The sequence below is a fragment of the Kosakonia sp. genome (genome assembly GCF_032052965.1).
Taxonomy (GTDB): Bacteria; Pseudomonadota; Gammaproteobacteria; order Enterobacterales; family Enterobacteriaceae; genus Kosakonia.
Genome location: NZ_DAMBVN010000021.1, coordinates 22,883 through 36,024 on the forward strand (window position 1 = coordinate 22,883; position 13,142 = coordinate 36,024).

Here is a 13,142-nt window from a genome sequence, read left to right on the forward strand (position 1 = left end):
GATAAAAAAGTTACGCGACAGCTTTGCCTGCGCGCACAAAAATCGGTTTGGTCACTTTTACCGGCATTTCGCGGTTGCGGATTTGCACAACAGCTGTTTCACCGATGCCCGCCGGAACACGCGCCAGTGCAATACTGTAGCCAAGTGTCGGAGAGAAAGTGCCGCTGGTGATCACGCCTTCCTGCACGTTGCCAAGGCTGTCGGTGAAACGTACCGGTAGCGCGTTGCGCAGTACGCCTTTTTCCGTCATCACCAGACCAACCAGTTGTTCGGTGCCTTTTTCACGCTGCAACTCCAGCGCTTCGCGTCCAATGAAATCACGATCCTGCGGCTCCCAGGCGATGGTCCAGCCCATATTCGCGGCCAACGGAGAGACGCTTTCATCCATTTCCTGACCATACAGGTTCATACCCGCCTCAAGACGCAGCGTGTCGCGGGCGCCGAGACCGCATGGCTTGACGCCAGCATCGCGCAGTTGTTGCCAGAAACCGGCGGCCTGCTCATTAGGCAGCGCAATTTCGTAGCCTGCTTCCCCGGTGTAACCGGTCGTGGCAATGAAAAAACCTTCAGTTTCAACGCCAAAAAACGGTTTCATGCCTTCCACGGCGCGGCGCTGCGCATCGTTAAATAGCGAAGCGGCTTTCGCCTGCGCATTCGGTCCCTGAACCGCAATGAGTGACAGATCGTCACGCACGGTAATTTCAATCGCAAAGGGTTCAGCGTGTTGGGCAATCCAGGAGAGGTCTTTTTCGCGGGTGGCGGAGTTTACAACGAGGCGGAAGAAATCTTCAGTGAAGTAGTAGACGATGAGGTCATCAATCACGCCACCGGAGGCATTTAGCATGCCGGTGTAAAGCGCTTTACCGGGCTTCGTTAGCTTTGCCACATCGTTCGCCAGCAAATGCCGCAAAAAATCGCGGGTTCGGGCGCCTTTCAGATCGACAATGGTCATGTGCGACACATCGAACATTCCGGCATCGGTTCGGACTGCATGGTGTTCATCAATTTGTGAGCCGTAATGCAGTGGCATCATCCAGCCATGAAAATCCACCATTCGGGCGCCACACAGTGTGTGTTGTTCATACAAGGGGGTCTGCTGAGCCATCTTTTCCTCGTCGAATAAGCTGAGCTATTACGTTTGCCGGACGTGAAACGCGCCGGAAAACCGCTGTCGCCCCGATTTACACAGAGCAACGCAAACGTTCTCTTTTGCCTGAACTTATCACCGAAAGCCGTGCTTAACCATAAGGCAAAATGGGTCATCACATTAGCTTATGGCCTTTTTCACGAAAAGCAGAGGAAGTTTATTATGCTGCGCATGACCGCAAAAAACCGTCATTATTATTATACATTGCATGAAAATTGGTCTTCAACCAGCTTTTCACTCGGTAAAAGAGTGAGTTTTCCAGAAAAAGAAAATTCACCACATGAGAAAAAGTAATGTGAAAAATGGCGTGAAATTAGAATATTTCAAATGAGGGGGGAGGAACCCTTCCCGCTATGGGGAAGGGAAAGTGTGACGAAGTTAACGTAACCACTCTGGAAGATCGTTCAGACCTAATGCCTGACGCAAAAGCTGGCTTTTAACACCGGGAAGGGTATCGGCCAGTTTCAGACCCATGTCGCGCAGCAATTTTTTGGCCGGGTGAGCGCCAGCGAACAATTCGCGAAAACCTTGCATCCCTGCCAGCATCATTGCCGCGCTGTGTTTACGGCTGCGTTCATAGCGACGCAGATACAGATGCTGGCCAATATCTTTGCCCTGGCTGCGCAAACGGCGCAGTTCGGTAATGAGCTCAGCCACATCCATAAAACCGAGGTTAACCCCCTGGCCCGCCAGTGGATGAATGGTATGGGCTGCATCCCCTACCAGTGCCAGACGGTGCCCGGCAAAATGGCGGGCATAACGCCCGGTGAGCGGATAGACCTGCCGTTCACTCTCCACATGACACAAACCAAGACGGTTATCGAATGCCATACATAACGCCTGGTTAAAGGCTTCATCACTGGCCTGCTGCATCGCTTTTGCCTGATCGGGTGGCAATGACCAGACAATAGAGCACAAATGCGCATCGTTGAGCGGCAGAAAGGCGAGGATACCATCGTTATGGAAAACCTGACGGGCCACCGCCTGGTGAGGTTCGTCGGTGCGGATGGTCGCCACCAGCGCATGATGGTGATAATCCCAGAACGTCAGAGGAATATCGGCTTTGTTGCGTAACCACGAATTAGCGCCATCCGCCCCCACGACCAGCCGTGCGGTAAGCATCGTTCCGTCCTGCAACGTGAGGAAAGCGTCGTTTTCACCCCACGCAACTTGCTGCACGCCAGCGGGAGCAAACAGGGTGACGTCCTGGCACTGCCGGGCTTTTTCCCACAGCGCCTGTTGGATGACCGCGTTTTCAACAATGTAGCCGAGGTGATCGTACCCCATGCTGTGATCATCAAAAGTAATGCGACCGAAACTGTCTTTGTCCCACACTTCCATGCCGTGGTAGCAACCCGCGCGCCGGGCAATAATAGTTGACCATACACCAAGGTGGCTAAGCAGCCTTTCGCTGGCGGCATTGATCGCCGAGACGCGCAGCGCCGGTGGCGCATCATCCGCTAATGGTTCAGGAACTTGCTGTTCCAGCACCGCCACGCGCAGGCCGCTGCCCTGTAACCCGCAGGACAGCGCCAGCCCCACCATGCCGCCGCCGACAATCGCAACATCAACACTCTGCACTCTAGACTCCTTAAATCCTTAACGGGCAACCCAACCGAGGGTTCGCTGCGCCAGCCTGTCGCGCGCCGGGGTAAATAATTCCATCGCCATCAGCCCGGCATTACGCCCGACGACCAGCGGCGCCCAATGATTGGCAAACAGATGCACCAGTCCATCGGTTACACCGATGGTGGCTTTCTTATCCGCATGACGGCGTTTGCGATAGCGCGTCAGCACCGGATAACTTCCCACATCGTTCTGCGCCGACCAGGCCTGCGCCAGGCTTTCTGCAAGGGTCATCACGTCGCGCATACCGAGATTAAAACCTTGCCCGGCAATAGGATGCAGCGTTTGCGCCGCATTCCCCACGAGCACCGTGCGGTGAGAGATGGGCGAAGAGGCACATGTGAGCGTCAGTGGATAAACACTGCGTTTACCGGTCTGCATGATGCGGCCCAGTCGCCAGCCGAAGGCTTTTTGCAACTCATGGCAAAATTCTTCATCTGACCAGCCAGCAACCTGCTGCTGTTTTTCCTGCGGATGGCACCACACCAGCGAGCATCGCCCCTGCGACATAGGCAACATGGCCAGCGGACCGTGCGTAGTAAACCGTTCAAAAGCCCGCCCCTGATGGGCTACGGAGGTGGTCACGTTGGCAATAACCGCTACCTGATCGTAAGGCGATTGTTCCCAGTGAATACCTGACTGCCCGCCAATAACAGAACGCGAACCGTCTGCCGCCACCAACAGTTGACCGGTAATGGACTCGCCGCTTTCCAGTGTTACGCAGACGTGCTGCTCCGTACGGCAAAAGCGGTCGACCTTTTGTGGGCAATGCAGGGTAACGCCCGGGGCGTTTTGCAGCAGGGCAAACAACCGCTGCCCCACATCGTGCAACTCCACCACCTGGCCCAGCGCATCAAGCTGATAATCGTGCGCGTCCAGCGTGACAAACCCCGCGTGGCCGCGATCGCTTACGTGAACAGTGGAAATGGGCGTGGCGCATGCGGCCAGCGTCTGCCAGATCCCCACACGCTCCAGTTGCTGGCAGGTTCCTGCCGCCAGGGCAATTGCGCGGGCATCAAACCCCGGATGATGTGCCGTACCCGGCGTGGTCGCCTCAATCAAATGTACCGGCAACTGGCCGTTAGTGAGGCGAGAAATGGCCAGCGCAAGGGTGGCGCCCGCCATGCCGCCACCAACAATAATCACGCTCATAAACGACGTGCCGCCGCCATCAGCGCCTCGATATCATCCGCGGTTTTCACCACGCTGGCAGTCAGGTTCTCATTGCCATCTTCTGTGATGACAATGTCATCTTCCACGCGGATGCCAATACCGCGATACTGCTCCGGTACATCAGCATCCGGCGCGATATACAGCCCCGGCTCAACCGTTAGCACCATTCCCGGCGCCAGCTTGCGTGAGCGATCCTGGCCGTAAACGCCGACGTCATGCACATCCAGCCCCAGCCAGTGACTTAACCCGTGCATAAAGAAAGGGCGCTGTGCGTTGTTGGTGATGAGCTCTTCCACATCACCGTGCAGAATGCCGAGTTTTACCAACCCGCTTACCATGATGCGCACCACTTCACCCGTCACTTCCTGAATTGAAGTGCCCGGTCGGAATAACGTCAGGGAATGTTCCAGGGATGCCAGCACTATGTCGTAAATTTCACGTTGAGCCGGGCTGAATTTGCCATTCACCGGGAACGTGCGTGTGATATCTCCGGCATATCCCTGATATTCACAGCCTGCATCAATCAACACTAAATCGCCGTCGCGCATTTGGCTTTCGTTTTCGGTGTAATGCAGGATGCAGCCGTTCACGCCAGAGCCGACAATCGTGTTGTAGGAGGGAAAACGCGCACCGTGGCGGTTAAATTCATGGTGAATCTCACCTTCCAGTTGATACTCGAACATGCCCGGACGGCAAACCTGCATGGCGCGAGTATGCGCCAGCGCAGAAATTTCTCCGGCACGGCGCATCACATCAATCTCTTCGGCGGATTTGAACAGACGCATTTCATGCACAATTGGACGCCAGTCGGTCAACGTGGCGGGGGCGGTCAGATTCTGACGCGAACCTTTGCGCAGCTTATCCAGCGCCGTAAACAGAACTTTATCAGCATACTCAAACTCGCCCTGCGCGTGGTAAACCGCATCAAGGCCATTCAGCAACTGATAAAGATGCTCGTTGATATCCGGGAAGGGCAGCGCGCGATCGACGCTCAATTTTTCCGGCGCAGCTTCCTGGCCGAGACGGCGACCGAACCAGATTTCTGCCGTTTTATCGCGCACGCGGTTAAACAGGACGCTATGATTATGGGTGTCATCGCTTTTTATCAGTACCAGTACCGCTTCCGGCTCGTTAAAGCCAGTGAAGTACCAAAAATCGCTATTCTGCCGATACGGGTACTCGCTGTCGGCGCTGCGGGTAACTTCCGGCGCAGCAAAAATCAGCGCCGCGCTCCCTGGCACCATCTGCGCCAGTAACGCCTGGCGACGACGGAGAAACTCAAGCTGTGTCATGACACCCCTCCCTGCAAGGCTGATTAATGTAATGTCGGTTTACGCACTTCCGGTGCGGTTGGCTGCGGGCGCGTGAAAGTGTCGTGGCACAGCAACGCCGCGACACGGACATATTCGACGATCTCTTCGAGCGACATCTCCAGCTCTTCCTGATCTTCCTCTTCGTCATAGCCCAGCTGCGCAATGTTGCGCAGATCGTCAATTGCTTCACCGGTTTCACCCGTGACTTTATCGAGCTTCGGCTGCGTTACGCCCAGTCCTAACAAGAAATGATTGACCCAGCCAGCCAGCGCATCGGCCCGGTCAAAAACACTCACCTCATCGCCATCCGGCAAATAAAGCTGGAACAGGAAACCGTCGTCTTCCAGAGAGTCGCTGGTTGCTGCATGCATTTTGCGCAGCGCCTCTGCCAGCTCGTGGCCGAACGCCAGTCCGTCATTGGTTAAATCATGCAGCAACGGCAGCCAGGAGCTGTCTTTGTTGCCGCCGCAGAGCATCCCCGCGATAAGCCCGTGCATTTCAGCAGGAAGCAATCCCACGCCTTGTTGGTTGAGTAGCTGGCCTACATCGTTGTAACCAGGTATTTCGTTCTGTATAGACATGCGCATTCGTCGTCGTTGGGGGGAATATTCATGATATGCTACCACTTTGGCCCCTGGTGATATACCCGTGATGCTTCACGTTCCATGCCTTTGCATGCACGCTGAATATTTAAGGTATAGACGCAAAAAACTTGAAAGCACGCGCCAGGCTAGCATATAGTGTCGCCCCTTCGCAGCCCAGGGCTCGGATGCGAAGGCAGAGCGCAGTCAAACAGCAGGAAGGTGGCATGTCTGCACAACCCGTCGATATCCAAATTTTTGGTCGTTCACTGCGAGTGAACTGCCCGCCTGAGCAGAGGGATGCTCTAAACCAGGCTGCGGAAGATCTGAATCAGCGGTTGCAAGATCTGAAAGTTCGCACTAGAGTCACAAATACTGAGCAGTTGGTGTTTATCGCCGCGCTGAACATCAGCTACGAGCTGACTCAGGAAAAGGCAAAAACCCGCGAATACGCCGCCAGCATGGAACAGCGTATTCGGATGTTACAGCAGACCATCGAACAGGCATTGCTTGATCAGGGTCGCATAACAGAAAGACCGGGGCCGAAGTTTGAATAACACTTCAGGGTCAGTTGTGGTAGAGTGACCGTGAAGTTAAAAAATTCTCTGAGATGTTTGCAAGCGGGCCAGTCCCCTGAGCCGATATTTCATACCACAAGAATGTGGCGATCCATGGTTGGTGAGCATGCTCGGTTCGTCCGAGAAGCCTTAAAATCATGACGACGCATTCACCTTGAACCAAGGGTTCAAGGGTTACAGCCTGCGGCGGCATCTCGGAGATTCCCTTCTTTTTACTACCATGACGCAACTTCCTGATTTTCCTTCATCTCGGCAAGAAATCCGCAAACTCATTCGCCAGCGACGCCAGGCACTGACCAGCGAGCAGCAAGCACATTTTGCCCAACAGGCCGCCGCACGTATGATGGCCTGGCCGCCAGTCGTGATGGCGCATACTGTCGCGCTGTTTCTTTCATTTGATGGCGAACTGGATACTCAACCCCTGATCGAACAACTCTGGCGCAGCGGCAAACGCGTTTACCTGCCGGTATTGCATCCTTTTAGCCACGGAAATTTACTTTTTTTGCACTACCATCCGCACAGTGAATTGGTGGTTAATCGCCTGAAGATCCGGGAGCCCAGACTGGACGTCCGCGATGTGCTGCCACTCCAGCAGTTAGATGTACTTATCACCCCGCTGGTGGCGTTTGATGAACAAGGCCAGCGCCTGGGAATGGGCGGCGGTTTTTACGACAGGACGTTACAAAACTGGCGTCGGTATGGTTTACAACCGGTGGGTTATGCCCATGATTGCCAGGGAGTGGGTGAATTGCCGGTAGAAGAGTGGGATGTCCCGCTGCCTGCGGTGATCACGCCGTCAAAAATCTGGGAATGGTAACGGCCTCCCTCCCCCGTCAGGGAGAGGAAGACGCGTGGCTTATCAGAACAGTAGACGGGAACGAATGGTGCCAGGAATGGCCTTCATGCTCTGCAGCGCTTTCTGCGCCACCTCTTCATCCGCTTCAATATCCACAACCACATAACCCATATATGGCGTAGTTTGCAGATACTGCGCAGCAATGTTGATGTTCTGGCTGGCGAAGATTTGGTTCAGCGCAGTCAGCACACCAGGACGGTTTTCGTGGATGTGCAGCAGACGGCGACCGCCATGCAGCGGCAGAGACACTTCAGGGAAGTTAACGGCAGACAGCGTAGAGCCATTATCAGAGTACTTTATCAGTTTCCCTGCGACTTCCAGACCGATGTTTTCCTGCGCTTCCTGCGTGGAGCCACCAATATGCGGCGTCAGCAGCACGTTGTCGAACTCGCACAGCGGGGAATCAAACGGATCGCTGTTAGTTGCCGGTTCTGTCGGGAAGACGTCAATCGCCGCACCGGCCAGATGTTTGCGTTTCAGCGCATCGCACAGCGCCGGAATATCAACTACCGTACCGCGTGCGGCGTTGATCAGCAGTGCGCCTGGCTTCATCAGCGCCAGCTCTTCCACGCCGATCATATCTTTGGTGGAGTTGTTTTCTGGTACATGCAGGCTGACAACATCGCTCATGTTCAGCAGATCGGAAAGATGCTGTACCTGTGTGGCGTTACCCAGCGGCAGTTTGTTTTCAATGTCATAAAAGAATACATGCATGCCCAGCGATTCCGCCAGAATGCCAAGCTGGGTGCCAATATGACCGTAACCGATGATGCCCAGTTTTTTGCCGCGAGCTTCATAGGAGCCGACCGCGAGCTTGTTCCAGATGCCGCGGTGCGCTTTGGCGTTCGCTTCCGGAATGCCACGCATCAGCAGGAGTAGTTCGCCAATGACCAGTTCAGCGACAGAACGCGTGTTAGAGAACGGGGCATTGAATACCGGAATACCGCGTTTTGCTGCCGCATCCAGATTGACCTGATTGGTACCGATACAGAAACAACCAATCGCCACCAGCTTTTCAGCGGCTGCAATGACATCTTCAGTCAGTTGAGTACGGGATCGCAGGCCAATGAAGTGGGCATCACGGATAGATTCTTTCAGTTGTTCGCTGTCCAGCGCGCCCTTGTGAAATTCGATGTTGGTATAACCTGCCGCACGAAGGCTATCCAGCGCCTTCTGGTGAACTCCTTCAACGAGCAGGAATTTAATCTTGTCTTTCTCCAGTGATACCTTTGCCATTTACCCGACCCTGTTTTGTCTTGACTGTGATGTTGTGCAGATAACTATCCGCTCTAGTCAACATATCAAAAAAAACTATTGCAGCAATATGAACGTTTGCGTCGGCCATCTGAAGAAATGTCATACAGAGGGAAAAGGCAGACAAAAATGCTGGAAAAGCGAAACACGGCGGCAGGTAGACGACGAGAGGCCTATAAACGTGACAGATATCACCAAATTTGCCGATCGCGGATTTTTTACAGGGAGGCCTTCGCCTCCCGGTCAGATCATTTTACGATGGTTTTCACGCCATCAGCGGTGCCAATGAGTGCTACATCCGCGCCCCGGTTGGCGAATAACCCTACAGTGACGACGCCCGGGATGCCGTTAATGCTGTTTTCCAGCGCGACGGGGTCGATGATTTCCAGACCGTAAACGTCAAGGATCACGTTGCCATTGTCAGTTACCACATTCTGGCGATATTCCGGGCGACCGCCCAGTTTAACCAGTTCGCGTGCGACTGCGCTGCGAGCCATCGGGATCACCTCTACCGGTAACGGGAATTTACCCAGGATATCGACCTGCTTGGACGCATCAGCAATACAAATAAACTTATCGGCGACCGAGGCGATAATTTTCTCACGCGTTAGCGCCGCGCCGCCGCCTTTGATCATCTGCATCTGGCCATTGATCTCATCCGCGCCATCAACATAAATGCCCAGACGGTCAACTTCATTGAGATCGAACACGGTAATACCCAGGCCTTTCAGTTTTTCAGTCGAGGCATCCGAGCTGGAAACGGCGCCTTCAATCTGGCCTTTCATCGTGCCCAGCGCGTCAATAAAGTGCGCGGCGGTGGAGCCAGTGCCTACGCCAACAATGGTGCCGGGCTCAACATACTTCAGCGCTGCCCAGCCCACGGCTTTTTTGAGTTCATCCTGCGTCATGGTCGTTCACCTGTGGTGTGAAATTTCAGGCGCATTATAGACCAGCCACCCCCTAAATGTCCCTGTGACCAGTGTCACATTACGCGACAGCCAATTTCGTCTGTATCTGACAAAAATTTATGTCATAGTGCTGGGTAATCATTTTTCAGGAGACTGCGCGAGCAATGAAACGTCCGGACTACAGAACACTACAAGCCCTTGATGCGGTCATCCGTGAGCGCGGATTTGAGCGCGCCGCGCAAAAGCTGTGTATTACCCAGTCCGCCGTATCGCAGCGCATTAAGCAGCTCGAAAATATGTTCGGCCAGCCGCTATTAGTGCGCACGGTGCCGCCCCGCCCGACTGAACAGGGGCAAAAGCTGTTGGCGCTGCTGCGTCAGGTCGAGTTGTTAGAAGAGGAGTGGCTGGGCGATGAGCAAACCGGCTCCACGCCGCTGTTGCTGTCGCTGGCGGTCAACGCCGACAGTCTTGCAACCTGGCTGCTGCCTGCGCTGGCCCCTGTCCTGGCGGACTCGCCCATTCGCCTGAATCTGCAAGTCGAAGATGAAACCCGTACTCAGGAACGCCTGCGTCGCGGTGAAGTAGTGGGGGCAGTAAGTATCCAGCCGCAGGCTCTGCCGAGCTGCCTGGTCGATCAACTGGGGGCGCTGGATTACCTGTTTGTCGGTTCGAAAGCATTCGCCGAGCGCTACTTTCCGAATGGTGTCACGCGCGCTGCGCTGCTGAAGGCCCCTGCGGTGGCGTTTGACCACCTGGATGATATGCACCAGGCCTTTTTACAACAGTATTTTGATTTACCGCCGGGTAGTGTGCCATGCCATATCGTTAACTCGTCAGAAGCGTTTGTTCAGCTGGCGCGTCAGGGAACTACCTGCTGTATGATCCCACATTTACAGATTGAAAGAGAGCTGAACAGCGGCGAGTTGATTGACTTAACGCCGGGACTGCTGCAACGCCGCATGCTTTACTGGCACCGTTTCGCACCGGAAAGCCGGATGATGCGCAATGTGACCGATGCGCTGTTAGAGTATGGGCACCGCGTGTTACGGCAGGATTAATAATGCCCTCACCCGCAACGGGTGAGGGTGAGCGTTATTTCGCCGCGGGGGCTGGCTGCTGGCTCTGTACAGGTTCCAACTGGAACACAACATCAACCTGATCATCAAACTGGATCGTCGGCTGTTCGTAGGTTTCCTGCGCTGAAGCTGGCGCTGCTGCTTCGGCTTTCATCATCCGCACCATCGGGCTTGGCTGATAGTTAGAAACATGGTAACGCACACTGTAGATAGGGCCGAGTCTGGCATTAAAACCGGCCGCCAGTTGCTGTGCCTGATGCGTCGCATCATCAATGGCCGCTTTGCGGGCTTTATCTTTAAAAGACTCTGGTTGCGCAACGCCCAGCGAGACGGAACGGATCTCGTTCAGCCCGGCTTTCAGTGCGCCGTCCAGCAATGAGTTGAGTTTTTCCAGCTCGCGCAACGTCACTTCCACTGTGCGCACCGCGCGGTAACCTTTCAGAATGCTTTTGCCATTCTGGTAGTCGTAGTCGGGCTGAGTACGTAAGTTCGCGGCATTAATGTCCTTCCTGGCGATGCCGTTTTGCTCAAGGAAACTCAGGTATTGCGCAACACGGTCGTCAGCCTGTTTTTTGGCTGAAGCGGCGTCTTTAGCGGCGACGTTAACTTCAATCGCCAGGGTGGCGATGTCCGGGGTCGCATCCACGCTTGCCGTACCCGAAGTGACAATATGCGGGCCGTCAGGCAATTCATTTGCCTGTACCGCCATTGCGCTGAAACCAACCATTGCCGCCAGGGCCATCACTTTAAATTTCACCGTTGCTCCTCCATGGTGCTTTGTTACGTCCACACACACTGGACGCCTGGCAGCAAGCTTAGCGGCTCGGCGCAAATTGTCCATCGGACTTACCTTAACTGAATAATCCCTGCAAATGGTGCACGCCCTCTTTCGCGAGCTGAAGCGCGATAATCCACATCACCAGCCCGACCAGCAGATTAATTACCCGCTGTGCTTTGGCTGTTCGCAGGCGCGGTGCCAGCCAAGCGGCCAGTAAAGCAAGGCTAAAGAACCACAGGAAAGAAGCGCTGACCGTACCTAACGCAAACCAGCGGCGCGGTTCAACATCCAGTTGCCCCCCCAGACTACCGAGCACGACAAACGTATCCAGATAAACATGCGGATTAAGCCAGGTCACCGCCAGCATTGTGGCAATAATACGCCATCGCCCCTGGCGTAACGCTTCCGCGCTGGCAATATCCGGTTGGCTGCTGAGTGCCGTTTTTAGCGCGCCGAAACCGTACCACAGCAAAAAAGCAACGCCGCCCCAGGTCACCAGCGCTAACAGCCACGGGGACTGCATTAGCAACGCGCTACCGCCAAACACCCCGGCACAGATCAGTAAAACATCACTCAAAGTACAGAGCAGTGCAGTCATAATGTGATACTGCTTGCGGATCCCCTGATTCATCACAAACGCGTTTTGCGGGCCGAGAGGGAGGATCAGTGCAGCACCAAGCATAAAGCCTTGAAAATAATAAGATATCACATCGAAATTCCGTCTGAATTGTTTCTAAAACAGACTATAACGCGAGATTTTCATTAGCGGAAATTGATAATTTTAATCATACATAAGTACAGCTAATGAAGAAGACGATAAAAAAGGCCGACAGTGTCGGCCCGGATAATTATTGTTCTGTCGCTTCGTGGGTACGTTTGAGGTTAACGTCCATCTGCGGGAACGGGAAGCTGATGCCGTTTTCATCAAAGCGGCGTTTGATAAGCTCCAGTACATCCCAGTAAACATTCTGTAAATCGCTGCTCTTACTCCACACCCGCACCACAAAGTTGATGGAGCTTGGCCCCAGCTCGTTCAGACGTACCGTCATGTCACGATCTTTAAGGATGCGATCATCGGCCTGAATAATCTCAGTCAGGATCTGCTTCACCAGGTCGATATCGGAATCGTAAGCGACACCAATAATAAACTCGTTGCGGCGTACCGGCTCACGAGAGAAGTTAACAATATTACCGGCAATGATTTTGCCGTTCGGGATCACGACAATGCGGCCATCAACGGTACGCAGGGTGGTTGAGAAAATCTGCACCTGTAATACCGTACCCGCCACGCCACCAAGATCAACGTACTCACCCGAACGAAACGGACGGAAAGTAACCAGCAACACGCCAGCTGCGAGGTTAGAAAGCGAGCCCTGTAATGCCAGACCAATCGCCAGACCAGCGGCACCGAGCACCGCGATCACCGAAGCCGTTTGCACCCCTACGCGCCCCAGCGCGGCAATCAGGGTAAATGCGATAATCCCATAGCGAATCAGTGCGGAGAGAAAATCCGCGACAGTGGCATCAATATGTCTTGCCACCATCAGACGGTTAACGGTACTTGAGACAACACGCGCCACGATCATACCAATAATGATGATGGCAATCGCAGCCACGATATTGACGGCGTAGCTCAGCAATAGCGCCTGGTTATTCACCAGCCACGAGCCGGCACCGTTAATGCTGTCGACGACGTTGAGATCTTCCATTCTTTCTTCCTTACTGTTGTTCCAGACATAAAAACTGCCGCCCGCGCGCGGAGACAGATCCCTAAAGGGTAAACAATAAGAGGCAGTTTCGCCAAACGGATCACACTTTATGCCGCCAGCAGCCTGTTGAAATCCCAATAAAA

At 54.3% G+C, this 13,142-nt stretch carries 13 protein-coding genes and 1 other RNA gene; 4 read left to right on the top strand and 10 right to left on the bottom strand.

Going from position 1 to position 13,142, the window contains the following annotated elements; translation table 11 throughout:
• Window positions 1-10 precede the first annotated feature (10 nt).
• The 5 genes from gcvT to RTX30_RS19610 all read right to left on the bottom strand — a co-directional run bounded on the left by gcvT (window position 11) and on the right by RTX30_RS19610 (window position 5,840).
• A complete protein-coding gene (gcvT, locus tag RTX30_RS19590) occupies window positions 11-1,105 on the bottom strand; it encodes a glycine cleavage system aminomethyltransferase GcvT (protein WP_312691883.1) in 1,095 nt (364 codons plus the stop codon).
• A 420-nt stretch (window positions 1,106-1,525) separates the two neighbouring features.
• Window positions 1,526-2,728: an FAD-dependent 2-octaprenylphenol hydroxylase gene (ubiI, locus tag RTX30_RS19595; RefSeq protein WP_312691885.1), complete on the bottom strand. Its 1,203-nt coding sequence runs from the start codon at window positions 2,726-2,728 to the stop codon at window positions 1,526-1,528.
• Window positions 2,729-2,746: 18 nt separating this feature from the next.
• A complete protein-coding gene (gene ubiH / locus RTX30_RS19600; RefSeq protein WP_312691887.1) occupies window positions 2,747-3,925 on the bottom strand; it encodes a 2-octaprenyl-6-methoxyphenyl hydroxylase in 1,179 nt (392 codons plus the stop codon).
• Window positions 3,922-5,238 (bottom strand): Xaa-Pro aminopeptidase, encoded by a 1,317-nt coding sequence (pepP, locus tag RTX30_RS19605; protein ID WP_312691889.1) that lies wholly within the window; start codon window positions 5,236-5,238, stop codon window positions 3,922-3,924. Before pepP ends, ubiH begins: the two co-directional genes overlap by 4 nt.
• Before the next feature lie 23 nt (window positions 5,239-5,261).
• Window positions 5,262-5,840 carry a YecA family protein gene (locus RTX30_RS19610; RefSeq protein WP_312691891.1) on the bottom strand — a complete coding sequence of 193 codons (579 nt, stop codon included), beginning with the start codon at window positions 5,838-5,840 and terminating at the stop codon, window positions 5,262-5,264.
• A 227-nt stretch (window positions 5,841-6,067) separates the two neighbouring features.
• Here RTX30_RS19610 and zapA point away from each other — a divergent pair, with 227 nt between their 5' ends.
• The 3 genes from zapA (at window position 6,068) to RTX30_RS19625 (ending at window position 7,235) form a co-directional block, all read left to right on the top strand.
• Window positions 6,068-6,397, top strand: coding sequence for a cell division protein ZapA (gene zapA / locus RTX30_RS19615; RefSeq protein WP_017457603.1), 330 nt, complete (start codon window positions 6,068-6,070; stop codon window positions 6,395-6,397).
• A gap of 42 nt (window positions 6,398-6,439) precedes the next feature.
• Window positions 6,440-6,623: non-coding RNA, 6S RNA (gene ssrS / locus RTX30_RS19620), on the top strand.
• A 15-nt stretch (window positions 6,624-6,638) separates the two neighbouring features.
• Window positions 6,639-7,235 (top strand): 5-formyltetrahydrofolate cyclo-ligase, encoded by a 597-nt coding sequence (locus tag RTX30_RS19625; protein ID WP_312691895.1) that lies wholly within the window; start codon window positions 6,639-6,641, stop codon window positions 7,233-7,235.
• Window positions 7,236-7,277: 42 nt separating this feature from the next.
• Here the strand turns inward: RTX30_RS19625 and serA are convergent, their stop codons facing one another.
• Window positions 7,278-8,510 carry a phosphoglycerate dehydrogenase gene (serA, locus tag RTX30_RS19630; protein ID WP_312691897.1) on the bottom strand — a complete coding sequence of 411 codons (1,233 nt, stop codon included), beginning with the start codon at window positions 8,508-8,510 and terminating at the stop codon, window positions 7,278-7,280.
• A gap of 266 nt (window positions 8,511-8,776) precedes the next feature.
• The gene (rpiA, locus tag RTX30_RS19635; RefSeq protein WP_312691899.1) at window positions 8,777-9,436 is read right to left on the bottom strand and encodes a ribose-5-phosphate isomerase RpiA; all 660 of its coding nucleotides are present in this window, start codon (window positions 9,434-9,436) and stop codon (window positions 8,777-8,779) included.
• Window positions 9,437-9,600: 164 nt separating this feature from the next.
• Here rpiA and argP point away from each other — a divergent pair, with 164 nt between their 5' ends.
• Window positions 9,601-10,494, top strand: a complete 894-nt coding sequence (argP, locus tag RTX30_RS19640) for a DNA-binding transcriptional regulator ArgP (RefSeq protein WP_312691901.1) — start codon at window positions 9,601-9,603, stop codon at window positions 10,492-10,494.
• Window positions 10,495-10,528: 34 nt separating this feature from the next.
• On the opposite strand, the gene RTX30_RS19645 is transcribed toward argP, so the two are convergent.
• The 3 genes from RTX30_RS19645 to mscS all read right to left on the bottom strand — a co-directional run bounded on the left by RTX30_RS19645 (window position 10,529) and on the right by mscS (window position 12,999).
• On the bottom strand, window positions 10,529-11,269 hold the full coding sequence (locus tag RTX30_RS19645) for an oxidative stress defense protein (protein WP_312691903.1): 741 nt from the start codon (window positions 11,267-11,269) through the stop codon (window positions 10,529-10,531).
• A gap of 94 nt (window positions 11,270-11,363) precedes the next feature.
• Window positions 11,364-11,999 carry an arginine exporter ArgO gene (gene argO, locus RTX30_RS19650; protein WP_312691905.1) on the bottom strand — a complete coding sequence of 212 codons (636 nt, stop codon included), beginning with the start codon at window positions 11,997-11,999 and terminating at the stop codon, window positions 11,364-11,366.
• Window positions 12,000-12,138: 139 nt separating this feature from the next.
• Entirely contained in the window at window positions 12,139-12,999 is an 861-nt protein-coding gene (mscS, locus tag RTX30_RS19655; protein WP_312691907.1) for a small-conductance mechanosensitive channel MscS, read from the bottom strand.
• Between the last annotated feature and the right edge of the window lie 143 nt (window positions 13,000-13,142).

What these genes read in the sequence shown, in the direction of transcription:
- gcvT (WP_312691883.1), bottom strand. Translation starts at nt 1,105, where the DNA reads ATGGCTCAGCAGACCCCCTTGTATGAACAACACACACTGTGTGGCGCC.
- ubiH (WP_312691887.1), bottom strand. Translation starts at nt 3,925, where the DNA reads ATGAGCGTGATTATTGTTGGTGGCGGCATGGCGGGCGCCACCCTTGCG.
- pepP (WP_312691889.1), bottom strand. Translation starts at nt 5,238, where the DNA reads ATGACACAGCTTGAGTTTCTCCGTCGTCGCCAGGCGTTACTGGCGCAG.
- RTX30_RS19610 (WP_312691891.1), bottom strand. Translation starts at nt 5,840, where the DNA reads ATGTCTATACAGAACGAAATACCTGGTTACAACGATGTAGGCCAGCTA.
- zapA (WP_017457603.1), top strand. Translation starts at nt 6,068, where the DNA reads ATGTCTGCACAACCCGTCGATATCCAAATTTTTGGTCGTTCACTGCGA.
- RTX30_RS19625 (WP_312691895.1), top strand. Translation starts at nt 6,639, where the DNA reads ATGACGCAACTTCCTGATTTTCCTTCATCTCGGCAAGAAATCCGCAAA.
- serA (WP_312691897.1), bottom strand. Translation starts at nt 8,510, where the DNA reads ATGGCAAAGGTATCACTGGAGAAAGACAAGATTAAATTCCTGCTCGTT.
- rpiA (WP_312691899.1), bottom strand. Translation starts at nt 9,436, where the DNA reads ATGACGCAGGATGAACTCAAAAAAGCCGTGGGCTGGGCAGCGCTGAAG.
- argP (WP_312691901.1), top strand. Translation starts at nt 9,601, where the DNA reads ATGAAACGTCCGGACTACAGAACACTACAAGCCCTTGATGCGGTCATC.
- mscS (WP_312691907.1), bottom strand. Translation starts at nt 12,999, where the DNA reads ATGGAAGATCTCAACGTCGTCGACAGCATTAACGGTGCCGGCTCGTGG.